The organism is Hymenobacter saemangeumensis, assembly GCF_039541835.1.
Taxonomy (GTDB): Bacteria; Bacteroidota; Bacteroidia; order Cytophagales; family Hymenobacteraceae; genus Hymenobacter; species Hymenobacter saemangeumensis.
The window spans coordinates 188,290-205,612 of record NZ_BAABGZ010000006.1 but is presented as its reverse complement, the minus strand read 5'-3'; the positions used below and the strand labels follow the sequence as shown (position 1 = coordinate 205,612).

General features: G+C 64.9%; 9 protein-coding genes. 4 read left to right on the top strand and 5 right to left on the bottom strand.

The features are described 5' to 3' along the window. Positions 1 to 177: 177 nt before the first annotated feature. Positions 178 to 4,284 carry a two-component regulator propeller domain-containing protein gene (locus ABD919_RS01290; RefSeq protein WP_345233069.1) on the bottom strand — a complete coding sequence of 1,369 codons (4,107 nt, stop codon included), beginning with the start codon at positions 4,282 to 4,284 and terminating at the stop codon, positions 178 to 180. Positions 4,285 to 4,514: 230 nt separating this feature from the next. Here ABD919_RS01290 and clpX point away from each other — a divergent pair, with 230 nt between their 5' ends. The 4 genes from clpX to ABD919_RS01270 all read left to right on the top strand — a co-directional run bounded on the left by clpX (position 4,515) and on the right by ABD919_RS01270 (position 10,485). Further along, on the top strand, positions 4,515 to 5,738 hold the full coding sequence (gene clpX / locus ABD919_RS01285; RefSeq protein WP_345233067.1) for an ATP-dependent Clp protease ATP-binding subunit ClpX: 1,224 nt from the start codon (positions 4,515 to 4,517) through the stop codon (positions 5,736 to 5,738). Between the two features lie 104 nt (positions 5,739 to 5,842). Next, positions 5,843 to 6,307 carry a hypothetical protein gene (locus ABD919_RS01280; protein ID WP_345233065.1) on the top strand — a complete coding sequence of 155 codons (465 nt, stop codon included), beginning with the start codon at positions 5,843 to 5,845 and terminating at the stop codon, positions 6,305 to 6,307. A 94-nt stretch (positions 6,308 to 6,401) separates the two neighbouring features. Next, complete coding sequence (locus ABD919_RS01275) at positions 6,402 to 7,925, top strand: CapA family protein (RefSeq protein WP_345233063.1); 1,524 nt, start codon at positions 6,402 to 6,404, stop codon at positions 7,923 to 7,925. 25 nt (positions 7,926 to 7,950) lie between these two features. Further along, the gene (locus ABD919_RS01270) at positions 7,951 to 10,485 is read left to right on the top strand and encodes a DUF3160 domain-containing protein (protein WP_345233061.1); all 2,535 of its coding nucleotides are present in this window, start codon (positions 7,951 to 7,953) and stop codon (positions 10,483 to 10,485) included. 125 nt (positions 10,486 to 10,610) lie between these two features. Here ABD919_RS01270 and ABD919_RS01265 read toward each other — a convergent pair whose 3' ends face one another. The 4 genes from ABD919_RS01265 to ABD919_RS01250 all read right to left on the bottom strand — a co-directional run bounded on the left by ABD919_RS01265 (position 10,611) and on the right by ABD919_RS01250 (position 17,300). Beyond that, positions 10,611 to 14,348 (bottom strand): reprolysin-like metallopeptidase, encoded by a 3,738-nt coding sequence (locus tag ABD919_RS01265; protein WP_345233059.1) that lies wholly within the window; start codon positions 14,346 to 14,348, stop codon positions 10,611 to 10,613. A gap of 244 nt (positions 14,349 to 14,592) precedes the next feature. Next, positions 14,593 to 15,702, bottom strand: coding sequence for a lipid-A-disaccharide synthase (gene lpxB / locus ABD919_RS01260; protein ID WP_345233057.1), 1,110 nt, complete (start codon positions 15,700 to 15,702; stop codon positions 14,593 to 14,595). Between the two features lie 73 nt (positions 15,703 to 15,775). After that, entirely contained in the window at positions 15,776 to 16,207 is a 432-nt protein-coding gene (locus tag ABD919_RS01255) for a 6-pyruvoyl trahydropterin synthase family protein (protein WP_345233055.1), read from the bottom strand. Between the two features lie 94 nt (positions 16,208 to 16,301). Then, complete coding sequence (locus tag ABD919_RS01250) at positions 16,302 to 17,300, bottom strand: FecCD family ABC transporter permease (RefSeq protein ID WP_345233053.1); 999 nt, start codon at positions 17,298 to 17,300, stop codon at positions 16,302 to 16,304. Positions 17,301 to 17,323 lie beyond the last annotated feature (23 nt).

Below are 17,323 nucleotides of genomic sequence, written 5' to 3'. Positions count from 1 at the left end.
GGGCGAAGGAAGTGCTGTTTGCTGCTGGCAAAGGAAGCCTGCCCGGCTGCCGATGGCCATTCATCGGTGTTGCACATTCGTTTGATTTTGTTCCAGGGGCGGCGCGGCAGGCAGAAAGGCAGAAAAAAACCCCAGCGGCCAAGTGCCGATGGGGTTTGAAGACTGCGCTGGCCGGGCTCATACTCCGGCCTGGTCCTGCAGCTGCTGCTTGGCCACGGCGCTGGGCGGATAGCCGAAGTGCTTGGAGAAGGCCGTGGAAAAATGCGTGGGACTGCCAAAGCCTACCTGGTACGAGACTTCGGCCACCGTGCCGGCCCGGGCCCGCAGCAAGGCCAGCGCCCGGTTCAGGCGCGTGGTGCGGATGTACTCACCCGGCGACTGCCCGGTCAGGGCCTTCAGCTTGCGGTGCACCTGGGTACGGCTCATGGCCACGTCAGACCCCAGCTGGTCGACGCCAAACTCCTCGTCGTCGAGGTGGCGCAGCACCGACTCATTTACCCGCCGCAAAAACTCCTGGTCGAGGGAAGGCAGCGCCGCTACGGCGGCCTCATGCGCGGCCAGGGGGTCGACCAGCAGGCTTGGGGGCCGCTCCCCTCCTACCGCAGCGGCACTGCCGCCGGGTACTGGAGTCAGGGCATCATCTTCGGCCCCCGCAGGAGCTTCGGGCACTGCCGGGGCCGCCGGCTTAGCGGCCGGGACCGGGTTGAAGCGGGCTTGAATGCTGCTGCGCAGGCTGAGCAGGTTGCGCACCTGGGCCCGCAGCTCGCGGGGGTTGAAAGGCTTGGGCAGGAAGCTGTCGGCGCCGGTTTCCAGGCCTTCCAGCCGGGCATCGGGCCCGGACTTGGCCGTGAGCAGCACCACGGGGATGTGGCTGGTGGCCGGGTCGGTTTTGAGCTGCTGGCACAGCTCGTAGCCGTTCAGGCCGGGCATCATCACGTCGCTCACCACCAGGTCGGGCACCTCGGCGCGGGCCTGGGCCAGGCCCGCCAGGCCGTCGGCCGCCAGCAGCAGGCGGTAGCCGGCGGGGGCCAGCGTGGCCTGCACGTACTGGCGTACGTCGTCGTTGTCTTCCACTATCAGGATAAGCCCGGCGTCGGGCGTCGTGGCATCGGAAGCAGCGCTACCCGGCTTATGCCAGTCTTCGGCCGGCGGCAGGGTGGGCTCGGCTGCGGCGGCATCGGTGGCGCGCAGCAGGCGGGGCAGGTGAATGGTAAAGGTGGCCCCCGCACCCGGCTGGCTTTCCACGGCTACGCTGCCGCCGTGCAGCTCCGTCAGCTCGCGCACCAGGGCCAGGCCAATGCCCGTGCCGGTGCGCGGGGCCGCAGCCGTGGCCGGCGCCACCTGGTAGAACCGGTCGAACAGGTGAGGCAGGTGCTGGGCCTCAATACCCGGCCCGGTGTCGTGAACTAGCAGGCAAATGCCCCCGGCCGGCGCCACCACCGTGGCCGGCGTTTCTTGTAGCGTTACGCTAACCTGCCCACCGGCCGGGGTAAAGCGCAAGGCATTGGCCAGCAGGTTGGTCAGCACATCTTCCAGCTTGGCGGCATCAAACACAAAAGGCAGGGGCTGAGCTGGAACCTGGCTGGTCAGCGTAATCTCACGGCTTTCGGCCAGGGAGGCAAAGGAGGCGGTTAGCTGCCGGACGAAGGCGGCCAGGTCGCCGGCGCTGGGCTGGAGCTGCAAGGCACCGGCTTCGAGCTTGCTCAGGTCGAGCAGCTGATTGATGAGGCGTAAGAGCTTGCGGGCGCTGCGCAGGATGAGGCCGCTGCGCTCGCGGGTGCTGGCGTCGGGCGCTTCGCTGGCCAGCTCCTCGGCCGGCCCCATTATCAGGGTCAGCGGCGTACGAAACTCGTGGCTGACGTTGGTAAAGAAGTCGGTTTTGACGCGGTCGAGCTCCTGCAGGTGCTGCAGGGCCTGGCGCTCGAGCTGGCGGTCGGCGCGCTGCCGCTCCCGGGCCCGGGTGTTTGCGCGCACCGTGTAGAGGGCCAGGCCAAACAGGCCGGTGTAGGCCAGGTAGGCCCACCAGGTGCGCCACCAGGGCGGCCGCACCGTAAAGGCAAAGGAGGCGGGCCGGCTATTCCACACGCCTTCGTTGTTGGCCGCCTTCACTTCGAAGGTGTAGCTGCCGGGCGGCAGGTTAGTGTAAGTGGCCGAAGTGGCGGAAAGCGGGCCTACCCAGTCGTCGTCGAACCCCAGCAGGCGGTACTGGTAGCGCACCTTGCCGGGGTTGGTCAGGCTTACGCCGATGTAGTCGAACGCCACGGTGTTGAGCCGGTAGGGCAGCGCCATTCCGCCCAGCAGCGTGGTGTCCCGGAAAGCCACGCGCAGGCCTGTGAGCTGGGTTTGGGGGGCCACCCGGTTGGCGTGGGCCAGGGCCGGGTTGTAGTGCATGAGGCCGTTCACAGTGCCCACCCAGAGCTGGTTGCCCTGGTCGAGCAGCACGGCATTCTGGTTGGTTTCCAGGCCCGCGAAGCCTTCGGCCAGGCTGTAGCTCACGGCTTTCGCCGTAGCAATGGTGAAGCAGTCCAGCCCCCGGTTGGTGCCCAGCCAGACGTGGCCGGCGCTGTCGCACTGGGCAAAGTAGGGGTTGAGGGTTTGCAGGCCGGTTTCGAGGCCGTAGGCACGCAGGCGGCTGGTGTGGGGCTCGAAGCGCAGCAGGCCGGCGCCGATGCTGCCCAGCCAGAGCCGGCCCTGCTGGTCTTCGCTGATGGAGCCCACGCTGAGGCGGCCCGGCTGCCCATCCACCCGCCGAAAGGTGTCGTGCTCGGTATCCACCCGGATAAGGCCGGCATCGTCGGAGCCCAGCCAGAGCTGGCCGCTGTGGTCGCGGAAAGCTTTCCAGAAGCTGTTGCTGCCCAGGCCACTCTGCTGCTTGTTGTAGGTAGTGAACGCGCCGGTGGCGGGGTCGAACACCGTCACGCCTGCCTGCCGCGTGGCCAGCCAGATACGTCCCCGCCGGTCTTCGGCCAGGCTGGCAATGCGCTGCCTGCGCAGGCCCGGCACGTGGTTGTAGGACGTCCAGCGGCGGGTGCGGGGCTCGTAGCGCAGGGCGCCTTCGCCCAGCGTGCCCAGCCAGATGCCGCCCCGGCTGTCGCGCAGCAGGCAGCGCACAAAGCGGCCCTCGGGGCCGCCCGGTAGCGGCACGGGCTCAAACAGCTGCTGGCCCGGCGAGGCCGTGTGCAGGGCCACAATGCCCAGCCGGGTGCCTACCCAGTACTCGCCGTCCCGGATTTTCAGGATGGCGTGCACCTCGTTGTCGGGCAATCCGTCGGCCGGCCCGTACTGCATAAACCGCTCGTCGGCCAGGTGCTGGCCCAGGCCGTTGTCGTCGACAATCCACAGGCTGCCTTCCCGGTCTTCCAGCAGGTCGTGGGCCTGGTCGCTGTCGAAGGCGTGCTGCCCGGCAAAGCAGGTGAAGCGCCCGCTGGCGGCCGGGGCCCGGCACAGGCCCTCGGACGTGGTGGCCCACACCTGCCCCCGGCGGTCCTGCACCACGCTCAGCACCAGGTTGTCGCAGATGCCGTCGGCTACAGTGTAGCGGCGGGTCTGCCAGGCGCCGCGGCCGCGGCTCAGCCGCAGCAGGCCGCTGGGCGTGGCACACCAGAATAAGGTGTCGCTGACTTTAAAAAAGCTATTCACGCCCTGCCGGCTCAGCTCCGGCGGCAGCAGGCGAGTGGCGGGCAGCACCTTTCCCGTGGCCGCCTCCAGGGCCTGCAGGCCACGAGTGGTAGCCACCCAGAGCTGGCCGGAAGGGCCCGGCTTCACAAAGTTTACCGAATCGGACGCCAGCCCCTGGGCCAGGCCGATGCGGGCCAGCAGCGTGTCGCGGGGACCGCACTGCACGCGCAGCAGGCCCTGGCCGGCCGTGGCCACCCACACCGTGCCGCTGGCCGTGGGGTGCAGGCTGCGGATGTGGCCGGGCAGCTTCAGGGCCGGCAGGCGACAGGCCCGAATGCGGCCCGCGCGCAGCCACGACAGGCCGCCGTACTCGTGGCCCAGCCAGATGGTGCCGTCCGGCGCCGCGGCCACGGCCCGCACGTGGTTGTCGGGCAGGCCCTGCCGGCCGTCGTAGGTGCGAAACTGCTGGCCGTCGAACGAAGCCACACCGCCCTGGGTGCCCACCCAAAGCTGCCCGCGCTGGTCCTGGCAGATGGAGTAGACAATGGTCTGGGGCAGGCCGTTGGCGGTGGTGTAGCGGTGCAGGGCCAGGGTCTGGGCGCGGGCGGGCGGGGCGGCCAGCTGCCACACAAGTAAACCACACAGGATGCGCAACAGGCTTTTCACGACGGCCTTAAGCTAAGCAATAGCAACCCAAGGGGCTGACTCCGCAATTGTACTTCAAATTATTGCATAAATCTAATAAAGCGCTGGCAAGCGGAGTCATGCCGGGCCAACTTCAGGCGTCTTATCTGGTTTGGACACCATTTGGTGTGCATCCAACGTTGCACTTGTCGTACCTTTGAGTCCGTTTTGCCAAAACGCAACCTCTCCCACCCTTTCGCACTCTTTGTTCCGTGGCTGAAATAACCTGTTCCTTTTGCAATAAGCCCAAGCGCGAAGTGGCTGTGATGATATCGGGCATCAATGCTCATATCTGCGAAAAGTGCGTGGGGCAGGCCCAGCACATCCTCAGCGAGGAAACCAAGATGCAGAATGCCGCGACCACGCCGCGCTTCAACCTCATCAAGCCCCGGGCCATCAAGGAGCACCTCGACCAGTACGTGGTAGGCCAGGACGAAGCCAAGCGCGTAATGGCCGTGGCGGTGTACAACCACTACAAGCGCCTGATGCAGAAGCCCCAGGACGACGAGGTGCAGATTGAGAAGTCCAACATCATCATGGTGGGCGAAACCGGCACCGGCAAAACCTTCCTGGCCCGCATGCTGGCCAAAATCCTGCAGGTGCCCTTCTGCATTGCCGACGCCACCGTGCTCACCGAAGCCGGCTACGTGGGCGAAGACGTGGAAAGCATCCTCACCCGCCTGCTGCAGGCGGCCGACTACAACCTCGAAGCCGCCGAGCGCGGCATCGTCTACATCGACGAAATCGACAAGATTGCCCGCAAGAGCGACAACCCCAGCATCACGCGCGACGTGAGCGGCGAAGGCGTGCAGCAGGCCCTGCTGAAGCTGCTCGAAGGCACCAGCATCAACGTGCCGCCGCAGGGCGGGCGCAAGCACCCCGAGCAGAAGATGATTTCGGTAAACACCGAGAACATCCTCTTCATCTGCGGTGGCGCCTTCAGCGGGCTCGACCGCATCATCAAGGGCCGCCTGAACACCAAGCCCCTGGGCTTTGCCAAAACCAACCTCGACGAGCAGGTGGATACGCAGAACTTCCTGCGCTACGTGTCGGCCCAGGACATCAAGAGCTTCGGCCTCATCCCCGAGCTCATTGGCCGCCTGCCTGTGCTCACCCACCTCAACCCGCTGGACCGCAACACGCTGCGCCTGATTCTGACCGAGCCTAAGAACTCGCTGGTGAAGCAGTACAAGCGCCTGTTCCACATGGAGAACATCGACCTCACCTTTACCGACGAGGCCCTGGAGTACATCGTGGAGAAAGCCGACGAGTACCGCCTCGGGGCCCGCGGCCTGCGCTCTATCTGCGAAAGCATTATGACCGACGCCATGTTCGAGATGCCCTCGGATGCCGACTCGGACGAGCTGACCATCAGCCTGAGCTATGCCCGCAGCAAGTTTGAGAAGTCGCCGCTGCGGCACATGCGGGCGGCGTAGCAGGCTTTATTTTCGGTACTGAGTAGTCAGTATCTGGTAGTGGGAAGTTCGGTTTGGGCCGGGCTTCCCATTTTTGTTGGGCATACAGCCAAGCACTTCATTCTATGGGCTTCTTTTCTTTTTTATTCGACAAGCCTATAACCATTGAGGACAAGGTTTTTGGCACGCTCAGACAGAAAACATATGGTAAGAACCGGCAAACGAGCTGGCGTACTGAGAGCTTGTGCTTTGAGCCGACTAGTCGTAACGTAAGCTGCGCAATTGATGCCGGCCCGGACGGCCCCACGGAGAAGCAACAGGCCTTCTTCCAGAAAATTGAGCAGGACTATTTGACCCTGCGCAGTGCCCTTATTCCAGTGCTGGAAGACGAGTTTCAAAACTGGAAACCAGACTTTAAAATTCAGGACTTTGCCACTGAGTTCTGGCTGGTGGGCTTGTCCATTCCAGAGCTCGGTGCGTCACCAGTAGAATGGGAATGGTCGTTTGAAACCGTACACGACGAAAACCATATGCTAACCATCAGCATGATTGACAGTACGCCCCAGGCAGGGGTGTGTTTTGATGGCTAGAGGGCCTAATTGGAAATATCCATTAACCGACGGTATTTTTTCTGACCAGGTGGCTGGCCCTATCTTTCGTGCCGGGAAAGCTCCACTTATGATTTTGCGCGTTCGGATTGCGGGAGCCTTTTTACTTGGCGGAACACTGGCCGCCTGCCAGCCCACCCCGCCGCCCCCGCTGCGGGTGAGCCTAGTGGGCGACGTGCTGCTGGCCCGCGACGCCGCGCCCGCCCTGGCCCGCGACAGCGCCGCGCTAAGCCAGCGCACCCGGCGCGGCTGGTCCGGCAGCCGCTACGTAGTCGGCAACCTGGAGTGCCCTTTAACCACTCACCGGCAGCCGGCCGCCAAGCCAATTGTATTCCGGGGCGAGCCGCGCTGGGCCAGCTGGCTGCGTCGGGCCGGTTTCACCCACCTCTCGCTGGCTAATAACCACAGCCTCGACCAGCACCTGCCGGGCCTGCGCGACACCGATGCTGCTACCCGCGCCGCCGGGCTGGGCGTGCTGGGCTTCCAGCCTGACTCGACCGCCGGCTGCCTGCCCACCCTGCTGGGGCCCGACAGCAGCGTGGCCGTGCTGGCGTACTCCGCCTTTCGGGAAGGCCGGCCCGGCGAGGGCTGCGTGTGCGGGCGCGACTTCGCGGCGCTGTGCGAGCGGCTGGCGGCCTACAAAACCCTGTTTCCGGAGCGGGCGGTGCTGGTGTACCTGCACTGGGGCAGCGAGTACGCGGGGCGCCCGGGCGACGAGCAGCGCGAGCAGGCCCGCGCCCTCATCGACCACGGGGCGGCGGCCGTGGTGGGCGCCCACCCGCACGTGGCACAAACCGTGGAGTATTACCGCGGCCGGCCCATCCTGTACAGCCTCGGCAACTTCCTGTTCGACCAGCAGGGGCCGGCTACCACGCTGGCTTTGCAGGCCGATTTTGACTTGCAGGGCGGCCAGGTGGTGGCTACTTACCTGCGGCCCCTGCAGCTGCGCCAGGCTTTGCCCCACCCTGCCGATGCCCGGGCCCGGGCTGCCCTGGCGGCGCGGCTGGGACGCTACTCCCCCGAAGTAGAGCTACAGCCCGCTGCGGCCGGCGGCTGGCGGCTGCAGCCCCGGCAACTGGTAGCTACCGACTCGCTCACGGGCTACTTCCGGCGGCAGGTGGCGGTGGCCGGCCCGGCCGGCGTGGCCCAGGTGCGGCTGCGCTACCTGCGCCACGCCGGGCAGCACCAGGCCTGGCTGCCCACGGCCGATGGCGGGCGTTCGGTGGTCGACTTCAGCTTTCCGCTTTATGCCTTCGCGGCGGGCGACGTCGACAACGACGGCTACCGTGACCTGCTGGTAGGCCCGGTGAAAGCAACCCGCTTCGACAGCAGCCGGCAGCGGCGGCTGTTCGTGTACTCGCTCGACACGCTGGGGCGCCTGCAGCCGCGCTGGCGGGGCTCGCGCCTCACCTTCCAGCTGCTGTATTTCCGGGCCGAGCGCGCGGCAGACGGCCGGACGTATGTTCGCACCATCGAGCGGGCTCCCAACGGGCGCTACTGTGTGGGGCGCTACCGCTGGCAGGGCTTTGGGCTGGCCCTGGACAGCTTCCTGGGCCAGAGCCTGGGGCTGGACGCCGCTTACCGCCGCTTCTTTTTATAACTCCCTTTTTTCCGCAGCTGCTTTTATGAATCGTAAAGTTTTACTACCCCTCATTGGCCTTCTGGTGCTGCTGGCCCTGGGCACGGCCTACTTTTTCTGGCAGCGCCGGGCAGTGCCCGCGCCGGCTGCTACTTCCACCAGTACGGTGCCCGCCCAAGCCCCCGCCGGCAGTGTGTTCCACGACAATGGCTTTGGCGAGCAGGTACCGGTAACGTTTACCGAAGACAAATCGGAGCTGGCCCGCATCTACGCCCGGCCCGATATCAAGGAGTACTACGAAATAGACTACACCCAGTACCCCAACGCCAGCCCGGCGAAGCGCACGGCGCTGCCCGCGTTCGACTACAACCAGCCGCTGGACGGCAAGTCTTACCTCGACCTGGTGCTGCTGCGCAACACGCTGTACGCCCGCAACGGCTACTGCTTCATGAACGCCACGCTGCGGCGCTACTTCGACAAAACCAGCTGGTACACCCCGCTGTGGGACTCCGTGGCCATTGCCGTGCCGCTCAACCGGCAGGAAGTGGCGTTTGAGCAGAAAGTGCAGGCCCTGGAAGCCAGGCTGCTGGCCGGCCGCATCGCGCCGCAGGGCGGCTTTGCAATGATTAACCCGGACTTCGTAACCAACCAGCACGAGTTTCTGCTGCCGCCGGCCCTGCGGCAGGGGCTGGCCCGCAACAACTTTGCCATCGTGCCCACCCGCGAGGAGCAGCTTTTTTACATCTACGACAAAGGCGAGTATGCCTACACGCCGGCTTTCGTCACCACCGACCTGTTTCTGCAGCTGCTGCACAAGCACCTGAACGGCATCCTTATGGACGTAGAGGAAAAGAAGCTGGGGCCAATAGTAACCGACATGCTGGCGCAAGGCAGCGCCCAGGCCCAGCGGCTGGCCCAGCAAAGCCGGCAACCCGCGGCCCGCGACGCGGCCGAGTGGGCCACCGCCTACTACTCCGTGGGCCACTACCTGCTCACCAGCCGCTCGGGCCAAATCCCCGACGCCTACGTCGACGCCGTGCGAGACGAAGTGACCAAGGCTACCGAGGCCAGCGGCAAAGGCTCAGGGCTGCTCGGCGACTCCCTCTACCAGTATGAAATGCTGAAGCCCCGCGGCATGTACACCCGCACCGATACCACCAGGCGCTATTTCCGCACGGTGAAGTGGCTGAACACGGCCCCGGTATTCCTCGACACCGACGCGGGCCTGCTGCGGGCCGTGGCCCTGGCCAAGGCGCTGGCCGGCAGCCCGGCCGCCGCGCGCGGCTTCCAGACCTTTACCGGGGTGCTCGACGTGCTGGCCGGCGACGAAGACAACCGCTCCCTGACCAACCTGCTGCGGCTGCTGGCCGGCCCCGGCTACGCGGGCAAGAGCCTCGACGAGCTGGCCGACCCCGCCGTGCTGGCCCGCCTGCGCCCGGCTTTGCTGGCTACCGGCACCGACCGCATCAAAGCCAAGCCCATTACGGAAAACGCGAAAGAGGCCCTGGCCCGGCCCACGCTGCTGTTCACGGCCGGCCGCTACTCCTTCGACGCGGAAATCCTCTCCCGCCTCACCCACGTGCTCCGGCCCAAGGCCATGCGCCCGGTGCCCAGGGGCCTGGACGTATTCGCCACCTTCGGCGACCGCACGGCCGAGGACGTGCTGCGCAACCACTACCGCGAGGCGGCCCGCTGGCCGGCCTACCCCGACACGCTGCGCAAGCTGCAGCAGTACTTCGGCCGCACCGCGGCCTGGGACCGCAACCTCTACAACAAAACCCTGCAAACCCTGCTGAGCCTCAACAAGCCCGCGCCCGTGGCCAAAGGCACGCCGCTGTTTGCCCGCACCCCGGCCTGGCAGAAGCGCAACCTGAGCACCGCCCTGGCCGGCTGGGCCGAGCTCAAGCACGACCTGCTGCTGTACACCGAGCAACCGATAGCCGCCGAGATGGGCGGCGGCGGTGAGGGCCCGCCTGAGCCGGACGTGCTGGCTTACGTAGAGCCCAACCTGCCCTTCTGGGAAGCGGCCCTGGAGCTGCTGGCCTACCAAGACCGCACCCTCACCCGCCTCAAAGTCAACACCGAGCACCTGAGCGAGATTAACAAAGAGCTGCGCGAAACAATTGAGAAGATGCGCACCATCTCCCAGCTGGAGCTGCGCGGCGAGAAAGTAAGCCAGGAATACATGAGGGAAATGGCCTACGTCGGCGGCTGGGCCGAGCGGCTCACCTTCCAAATCCTCAAAACCGACCAGATGCCCGACCGGGAGCGGCACATGGGCGTGGTGGCCGATGTGTACGCGCACAACGCCGACGTATCCAACAACACGATTCTGGAAGTGGGCGTGGGCACGGCCGATGCCCTCTACACCATTGTCGACATCAACGGCGCGGCCGTGGTAGCGGTGGGCCCGGTATTCAGCTACTACGAGTTTAGCAGCCCCAACCGGCTTACCGACGAGGAATGGCAGGCCCGCCTGGCCAAGTCGCCCCCACCCCGCCCTACCTGGCTTCAGGAGCTGATTGTGCCCCTGCCCAAGCTCAACACCAAAGGCAAGCACGGTGTATGGATGGGACTTTGAACAACCATCCTTAAGCAGAATGCCACCGAGTGATACCCTGTAGAATGTGCGCTCCTGCTTAGCCCTGCCACAAAAAAAGGCCCGTCTTCCGACGGGCCTTTTCTTTTACTCAGGCAGAAGCCTCACTACTCCAGCACCACGCGCTGAATGGTGGGCGACTGGCCGGCTACCTGCACCGTGAGCAGGTAGGTACCGGCGGCCAGACCGGCCGTAGCCAGGTCGGCCGAGTTGCCGCTGAAGCTGCGCGTGCTTACTACCTGGCCCAGCACGTTGTGCAGGGTAGCGGTAGCAGCCTTGGTAGCCGAGGCCAGGGTGATGTGCAGGCCCACCTTGGCCGAAGCCGGGTTGGGGTACACGCTGAACTGGCTGCCCGAAGCGTTGGCGGTGCTCGAAATAATAGTTACCGTGAACAGGCTGCCGTTGCTGGCACCGGCCGGCGTGGTTACTACCACGTTGCCGGTGGTAGCGCCCGTGGGCACGGTGGTGGTGATGGTGGTGGCATTCACAACCGTGTAGATGCTGTTGGTGCCGTTGAAGGCCACGCGGGAAGCACCGGTGAAGTTGGTGCCGGTGATGGTCACGGCCGTGCCCACGGGCCCGGTAACGGGGTTGAGGCTGGTGATGGCCGGAGCCGGCACTACCGGGGCGCAGGTGGCCGAGAGGCCGAACGGACCGGCCGCCGTGTTGTAGCCGGCCACAAAAATCAGGTAGGTGGTGCCCGCTACCGAGGGGAAGGTCACCAGGGAGGTCAGCGTGTTGCCGGTGCAGGCCGCGTTGTCGTCGTTGCCGGCTACGCAGGTGTAGCTGCCGCAGGTGCCGGTGAATACATAGAGCTTGCTGTCGTAAGTAGTGGTAGCGCTGCAGGTGCTGAGGGTGATGTTAGCCCCGGTGCCCACGATGGTGTAGAACACCCCGCCCGTCGTGATGGAGGTAGTGCAGGTCGCGGTGGGGTCGCCGGTGGTGGTAGCGCCCACCGTAGTGCCCGTTACTGTCTGCCCGCACATGATGGGAATTGCGTTAGCACACAGGTCGTTTGCGGGCGGAATAGCGAAGTTGGTGGTGGAGGTGGCAACGCCGCCGGGGCCGGTTACGGAAATGGGGCCGTTGGTGGCACCAACCGGCACCGTTACCGTGATGCTGGTAGCCGAGGTTACAGTAAACATCGGCGCGTTAACCCCGTTGAAAGCCACCTGGGTAGCCCCGGTGAAGTTGGTGCCGGTGATAACAACCACCGAGCCGATAGGACCAGCCGTGGGCGTAAACGAAGTGATGGTGGGGGCCGGAATTACCGTGTAGTTGGTAGCCGAGGTGCCCGAGGCGATGGGCGAGGTCACGGTGATGGGGCCGGTGATGGCACCGGCGGGAACCGTTACCGTAATCTGGTTGGCCGAGTTCACGGTGAACATCGGCGCGTTGACGCCGCCGATGGAAACGCCGGTAGCACCGAGGAAGTTAGTACCCGTAATAACGATGGTGCTGCCTACTGCGCCCGAGGCCGGCGTGAAGCTGGTGATGGAGGGCGGGTTGCCTACTACGAAGCTCTGCGTGGAGGTAGCCGTGCCCGAGGGCGCCGTTACGGTGATGGTACCGGTGGTAGTACCGGCTGCTACGGTGGCCGTAATCTGCGTGGCCGAGTTTACGACAAACGTGGCGGGCGTACCGTTGAAGGATACGGCCGTGGCGCCGGTGAAGCCGCCGCCCAGGATGGTAACCACCGTACCCGGCTGTCCGCCACCCGGCGAGAAGCTGGTGATAACCGGACCCGAAGCGGGAGCGATAGAGAAGTTAACGTTCGAGATATCGAAGAAGTAGTTGTCGGCGGCTTCTACCATCAGGCGGGCCTGCGAGCTGGTAACCGAGGGAGCTATCACTACGGCGCTGCCGTTGTTGGGCACGCTGCTCAGCAGCACGGTGGGATAAGTCAGGCCGCCGTCGGTGCTCAGCAGGAGGTTAACCGTGGCGCAGCTTACGGGAGCAGCCGTGGTGCCGGCTACGTTCCAGGTAACCGTGTGGGCGGCGCCGGCGGTCCAGGTGACGGCCGTGTTGGGAGCCGTTACCACGAAGGGGCCAGCCGTGCTGCTCACGTTCAGGTTGACAAAGGAGCTGAAGTCGACACCGCCGATAACGCCGGCCGGACCGCTGTGCTGGTCGCGGGCCGTGGCACGGAAGCGCATGGTGCGCGTCACGGTGGGCAGGCGCTCGCCGATGGCCGTGGTGTTGGCCAGCAGGTTGCTCAGGCGGGGGAAGTAGCGCGTACCCGACACGGTGGGGTTGAAGGAGCGGAACAGCGGCACGTTCTGGCCGGCTACCTGCGTGGCCGTGGGCGAGCTCTGGGCGCCCAGGTCCATTTCTTCCCAGGAGTAGGTCAGCGGGTCGTTGTCGGCGTCAGTAGCCGTGGCCGTGAGCTTGAAGGGCGTGCCGATGGGCAGGGTCTTGCTGACCGTGGGCACGGTTACCACCGGGGCGGTGTTGCCCGTCATCAGGTTGGCCGTGGTGTTGCAGGTCGAGTTCTCGATGAAGGTGCGCATCTCCTGGAAGTTACCCGTGTGGAAGGTAGCGTCGGAGTTGGGCTGCAGGTCGTTGGTGGCGGTGCAGATGCCGGCATAGGCCATGATGGTCGAGCCCGAGCCCGGCTCCCAGGCCGTGTTGGCGTTGCGGTTGCCACCGGCGCAGCTGCCGGCATCGCCGTTGAAGGGGTGGTTGCCGGCAAACTGGTGGCCCATCTCGTGGGCTACGTAATCGATGTCGAAGGCATCACCCACGGGGCTGGCCGAGCCGGTCACGCCCTGCGCTTTGCGGGTGCTGTTGCACACCACGCCCAGGCCGGCTACGCCGCCGCCGCCGGTGCTGAACACGTGGCCGATGTCGTAGTTGGCATTGCCGATGATGCGGTCCACGTTGCTCTGGTTCTGCGTGAGCATGGCCGAGCCGTTGTTGTTGGAATAGGCAGGGTTGGGCTGGGTGCCGGTGCCGTTAAGAAAAACCAGCTGGTTGTTGTTGGCTACCAGCTCCAGGCGCACGGCCAGCTCCTTTTCGTACACACCCACTACGCGGTTAACGGACGTCACCTCGCCGGCCATTACGCCGGCCATGGTGTTGCCTTTGGTAACCGAGTACTCGGGGGTGCAGGCCAGGGCCAGGCGGTAGGTGCGCAGCAGGGAGCCGCTGGGGGCGGCCAGGCTACGGCCGGCGGTGCTGCTGGCCAGGGCCTCGCGCTGCTTGGAGGCCGCCACGTCTTCGGCGCTGGGGGTGAAGCCGCAAGGGGTCACGCCGCCCACGGCAGCGCGGTTCATATCCTTCTTGAAGAAGCTGAGGTAGTGCTGCACGTCGGTGCGGCTAACGGGGTCGATGTAGAAAGCCCCCGTGGTGGGCGACAGTACCTGGGCGTGGAAGCCCTGGGGCGTAACGTCGAGGCGTACCGAAGCGTGTACGTCGTCGAGGCCCACGCCGGCGTAGGTCTTGATGGCCGGAAACTGCGCGGCCAGGGCCGGCGCCATCACCGGGGCCTCGCGCACGGCAAAGCGGGCGGTGCTGCCATCGGGCAGCGGCAGGGCCAGTACCAGGGGCGCGGTGCCGGCCTGGGTTTCGCGCGGTGCCGTGGCCAGCGCCGCCCGAATGGCGGTCAGGTCCAGCGTCAGCGGGCGGGAGCTGAACAGGGCTGCGGCCAGGGGGGAGTTGGCAGCGGCTGCCCGGGCAGCGCCGTCTTCCTGGAAAAAGGACGGGGCCTGGCGCTGCTGCGCCTGGCTGCCCAGCGACAGCCCGAGGATGGCCAGAATCGCGCTTGCCCGCCGAAAACCGGCCCCCGCGAAAAATGGCTTGGCCGGGCTATGCGTGCCCCGCAAACGCATGTAATCTTGCTTCATGTAGAATTAGTTGACGAAAAAAAAGTTGCTGTAAAGCTAAGAAAAAAGCCGCGCATCCATGCAGGCTTTTTCCGCTCCAAGCGACAAAACCTTATAACACTCGACAGAATCCGCTTGCCGCCCGACTAACGTGCTTTTCAAGCGTAGTTCCGGGGTTCTATAGTAATGAAAGAAGCCCGCTGACGGCGGGCTTCAAGACCTGGCTTAACAGGTAGTAGGTGCCTTTGGCCGGCAGGCCTCCGGCTTAGGCTTTCAGGTAGCGCACCATCAGCTCGGCGGCCTTGCGGGCGGCCTGCTGCTGGCCCAGCTTTTGGCGCAGCTCGGCATAGCCGGCTTTCATGCGGGCCATGTAGGCTTCGTCGGTGAGCAGGCTCTTGAGCTCGTCCATCAGGTTGCGGGCCGTGAAGTCGTGCTGAATCAGCTCCTTCACCACTTCGCGGCCGGCAATGAGGTTGACCAGCGAGATGTAGGGCACTTTGATAAGCATCTTGCCGATGGCGTAGCTCACGGCGCTGGTGCGGTAGCACACTATCTGGGGCACGTCGAACAGGGCCGTTTCCAGGGTGGCCGTGCCGCTGGTAACCAGGGCCACCTTGGCGTGGCTGAGCAGGTCGAAGGTCTGGTCGAACACCAGGCGGATGCCGTTGCGCTCGAAGTGGGCGTAGTAGTTGCGGTCGAGGTTGTTGACGCCGGCCACCACAAACTGGTACTCCTGAAAGGCGGGCAGAATGGCCAGCATCTCGTGCAGCATCTCCTCAATCTCCTGCTTGCGCGAGCCCGGCAGCACGGCAATAATAGGCCGCTCCGGGTCGAGTTGGTTGCTCAGGAAAAAGTCGGGCGAAGGCTCAAACTCCGCCACCGCATCGGCGGTGGGGTTGCCGATGAACTCGGCCTCGTAGCCATGCCCCTGGTAGAACTCTTTCTCAAAGGGCAGGATGAGAAACATCTTATCAACCCGCGCTTTCACTTTCTCCACCCGCCCCTGGTTCCAGGCCCATATTTTGGGCGAGATGTAATAAAACACCTTAATACCGTGCTGCTTGGCAAAGCGGGCCACCCGCAGGTTAAAGCCGGCGTAATCTACCAGAATCAGAACGTCGGGCTTGTAGCTCAGCAGGTCGCGCTCGCACTCCTTAAGGTAGCCGCGAAACTTCAGGATGCTGGTAGCCGCTTCCCAGAAGCCCATGATGGCCAGGTCCTGGTAGTGGTGCACCAGCTCGCCGCCTTCGGCCTGCATCATGTCGCCGCCCCAGCACCGGAACCGCGCTTCCGCGTCCTGAAGCTTAAGCTCCCGCATGAGGTGAGCCGCGTGGAAGTCGCCCGAACGTTCGCCGGCAATAAGGTAGTACTTCATAAGGTTGAGTTATGAGTTAGGAGTTATGAGTTATGAGTTGTTCATACCGAATGCCGGTCAAATAATTCATAACTCATAATTCATAACTCCCTTCGCCGTAGTATTCCACGAAGTTGCGGGGGGTTTCGTAGAGCTTGATGCAGTGCAGCTGGGCATGCGTAATAGCCGGCAGCTCCCGGGCCAGGATTTGCCAGAAGGCGATGGCCAGGTTTTCGGTGCTGGCCATCTGCCCGGCCATGAAGGGCACGTCGAGGTTAAGGTTCTTGTGGTCGACCTGGTCGACGATGTGGTGCTTGATAAGGGTGGAGAGGGCCTTCAAATCGACCACGAAGCCGGTTTCCGGGTCGGGCTGGCCTTTCACCGTCACAATGAGCTCGTAGTTGTGGCCGTGCCAGTTGGTATTGGCGCAGGGCCCGAACACCTCGCGGTTGCGCTCCTCGCTCCACTTGGGGTTGTAGAGCTTGTGCGCGGCGTTGAAATGCTCCTGGCGGCTGATGTATATCATTCTCTGGTTGTCAGTTGTTCGTTGTCAGTTGTCAGGATTGTTCTGACAGGTGCTACCAGAACAATCCTGACAACTGACAACGAACAACTGACAACTAAAACTTTTTCCGCAGCAAATATACGAAGAAGGGTACCCCGAACAGGGCCGTTACCAGGCCCACGGGCAGGCCGGCGGGCGGGTAGAGCAGCCGGGCCAGCAGGTCGCAGGCCAGCAGGAAATTGCCGCCCAGCAGCGCGCAAAACAGCAGGTTGTAGCGCCCGGTAGTGCCCAGCAGGCCCCGGGTGAGGTGGGGAATGAGCAGGCCCACAAAGCCTACGGGCCCGCAGAGGGCCACCACGCCGCCGGTGAGGCCGGCTGCCAGCAGCACCAGCAGCCAGCGGCGTCGGGCCACGGGCAGGCCCAGGGCGGCGGCCCGCTCCTCGCCCAGCAGCAGCAGGTTTAAATCTTTTTGCAGGAAGCTCAGCAGCAGCAGGCTGGCAGCTAAAGCCAGGGCCGGGTAGGGCAGCACGCGCCAGCCCGCCCGCTCGAAGGAGCCGAAGGCCCAGAATACCACCGTGCGCAGGCTGCCCTCGGGCGTGGCCAGAAACGTGGCCAGGCTGCCCAGGGCCGAGGCCAGGGCGCCCACCGCTACGCCGGCCAGCAGCAGCGGCGCGGGCAGAATGCGCCCCCGCCGCGTGCCCAGGGCTACTACCAGCAGCGTGGTGCCCACGCCGCCCAGCAAAGCGGCCACGGGCGGCAGGTACAGCCCGGCCACGGTGAGCGAGGGAAACAGCACATAGGCCGCAATGGCCCCCAGCGAGGCCCCCGAGGCCGTGCCCAGCAGGTAGGGGTCGGCCAGGGGGTTGGTCACGAGCGTCTGCAGCAGGTAGCCGCTTAGGGCCAGGCTGGCGCCGGCCAGCAAAGCCAGCAGCAGCCGGGGCAGGCGCAGCTCCACCAGCACTAGCTGGGCAGGGTCGCTGGGGTCGTAGTGCCGCAGGGTGTTCAGGATAAAGCCGTAGTCGGTGGCAAAGCTGCCCACGCGCAGGCCCAGGATGAGCAGCGCCAGCGTGAGCAGCAGGCCGGCGATGAGCCAGAAAACGGGGCGGGCTTTCAATTAAAAATTATGAATTAAAAATT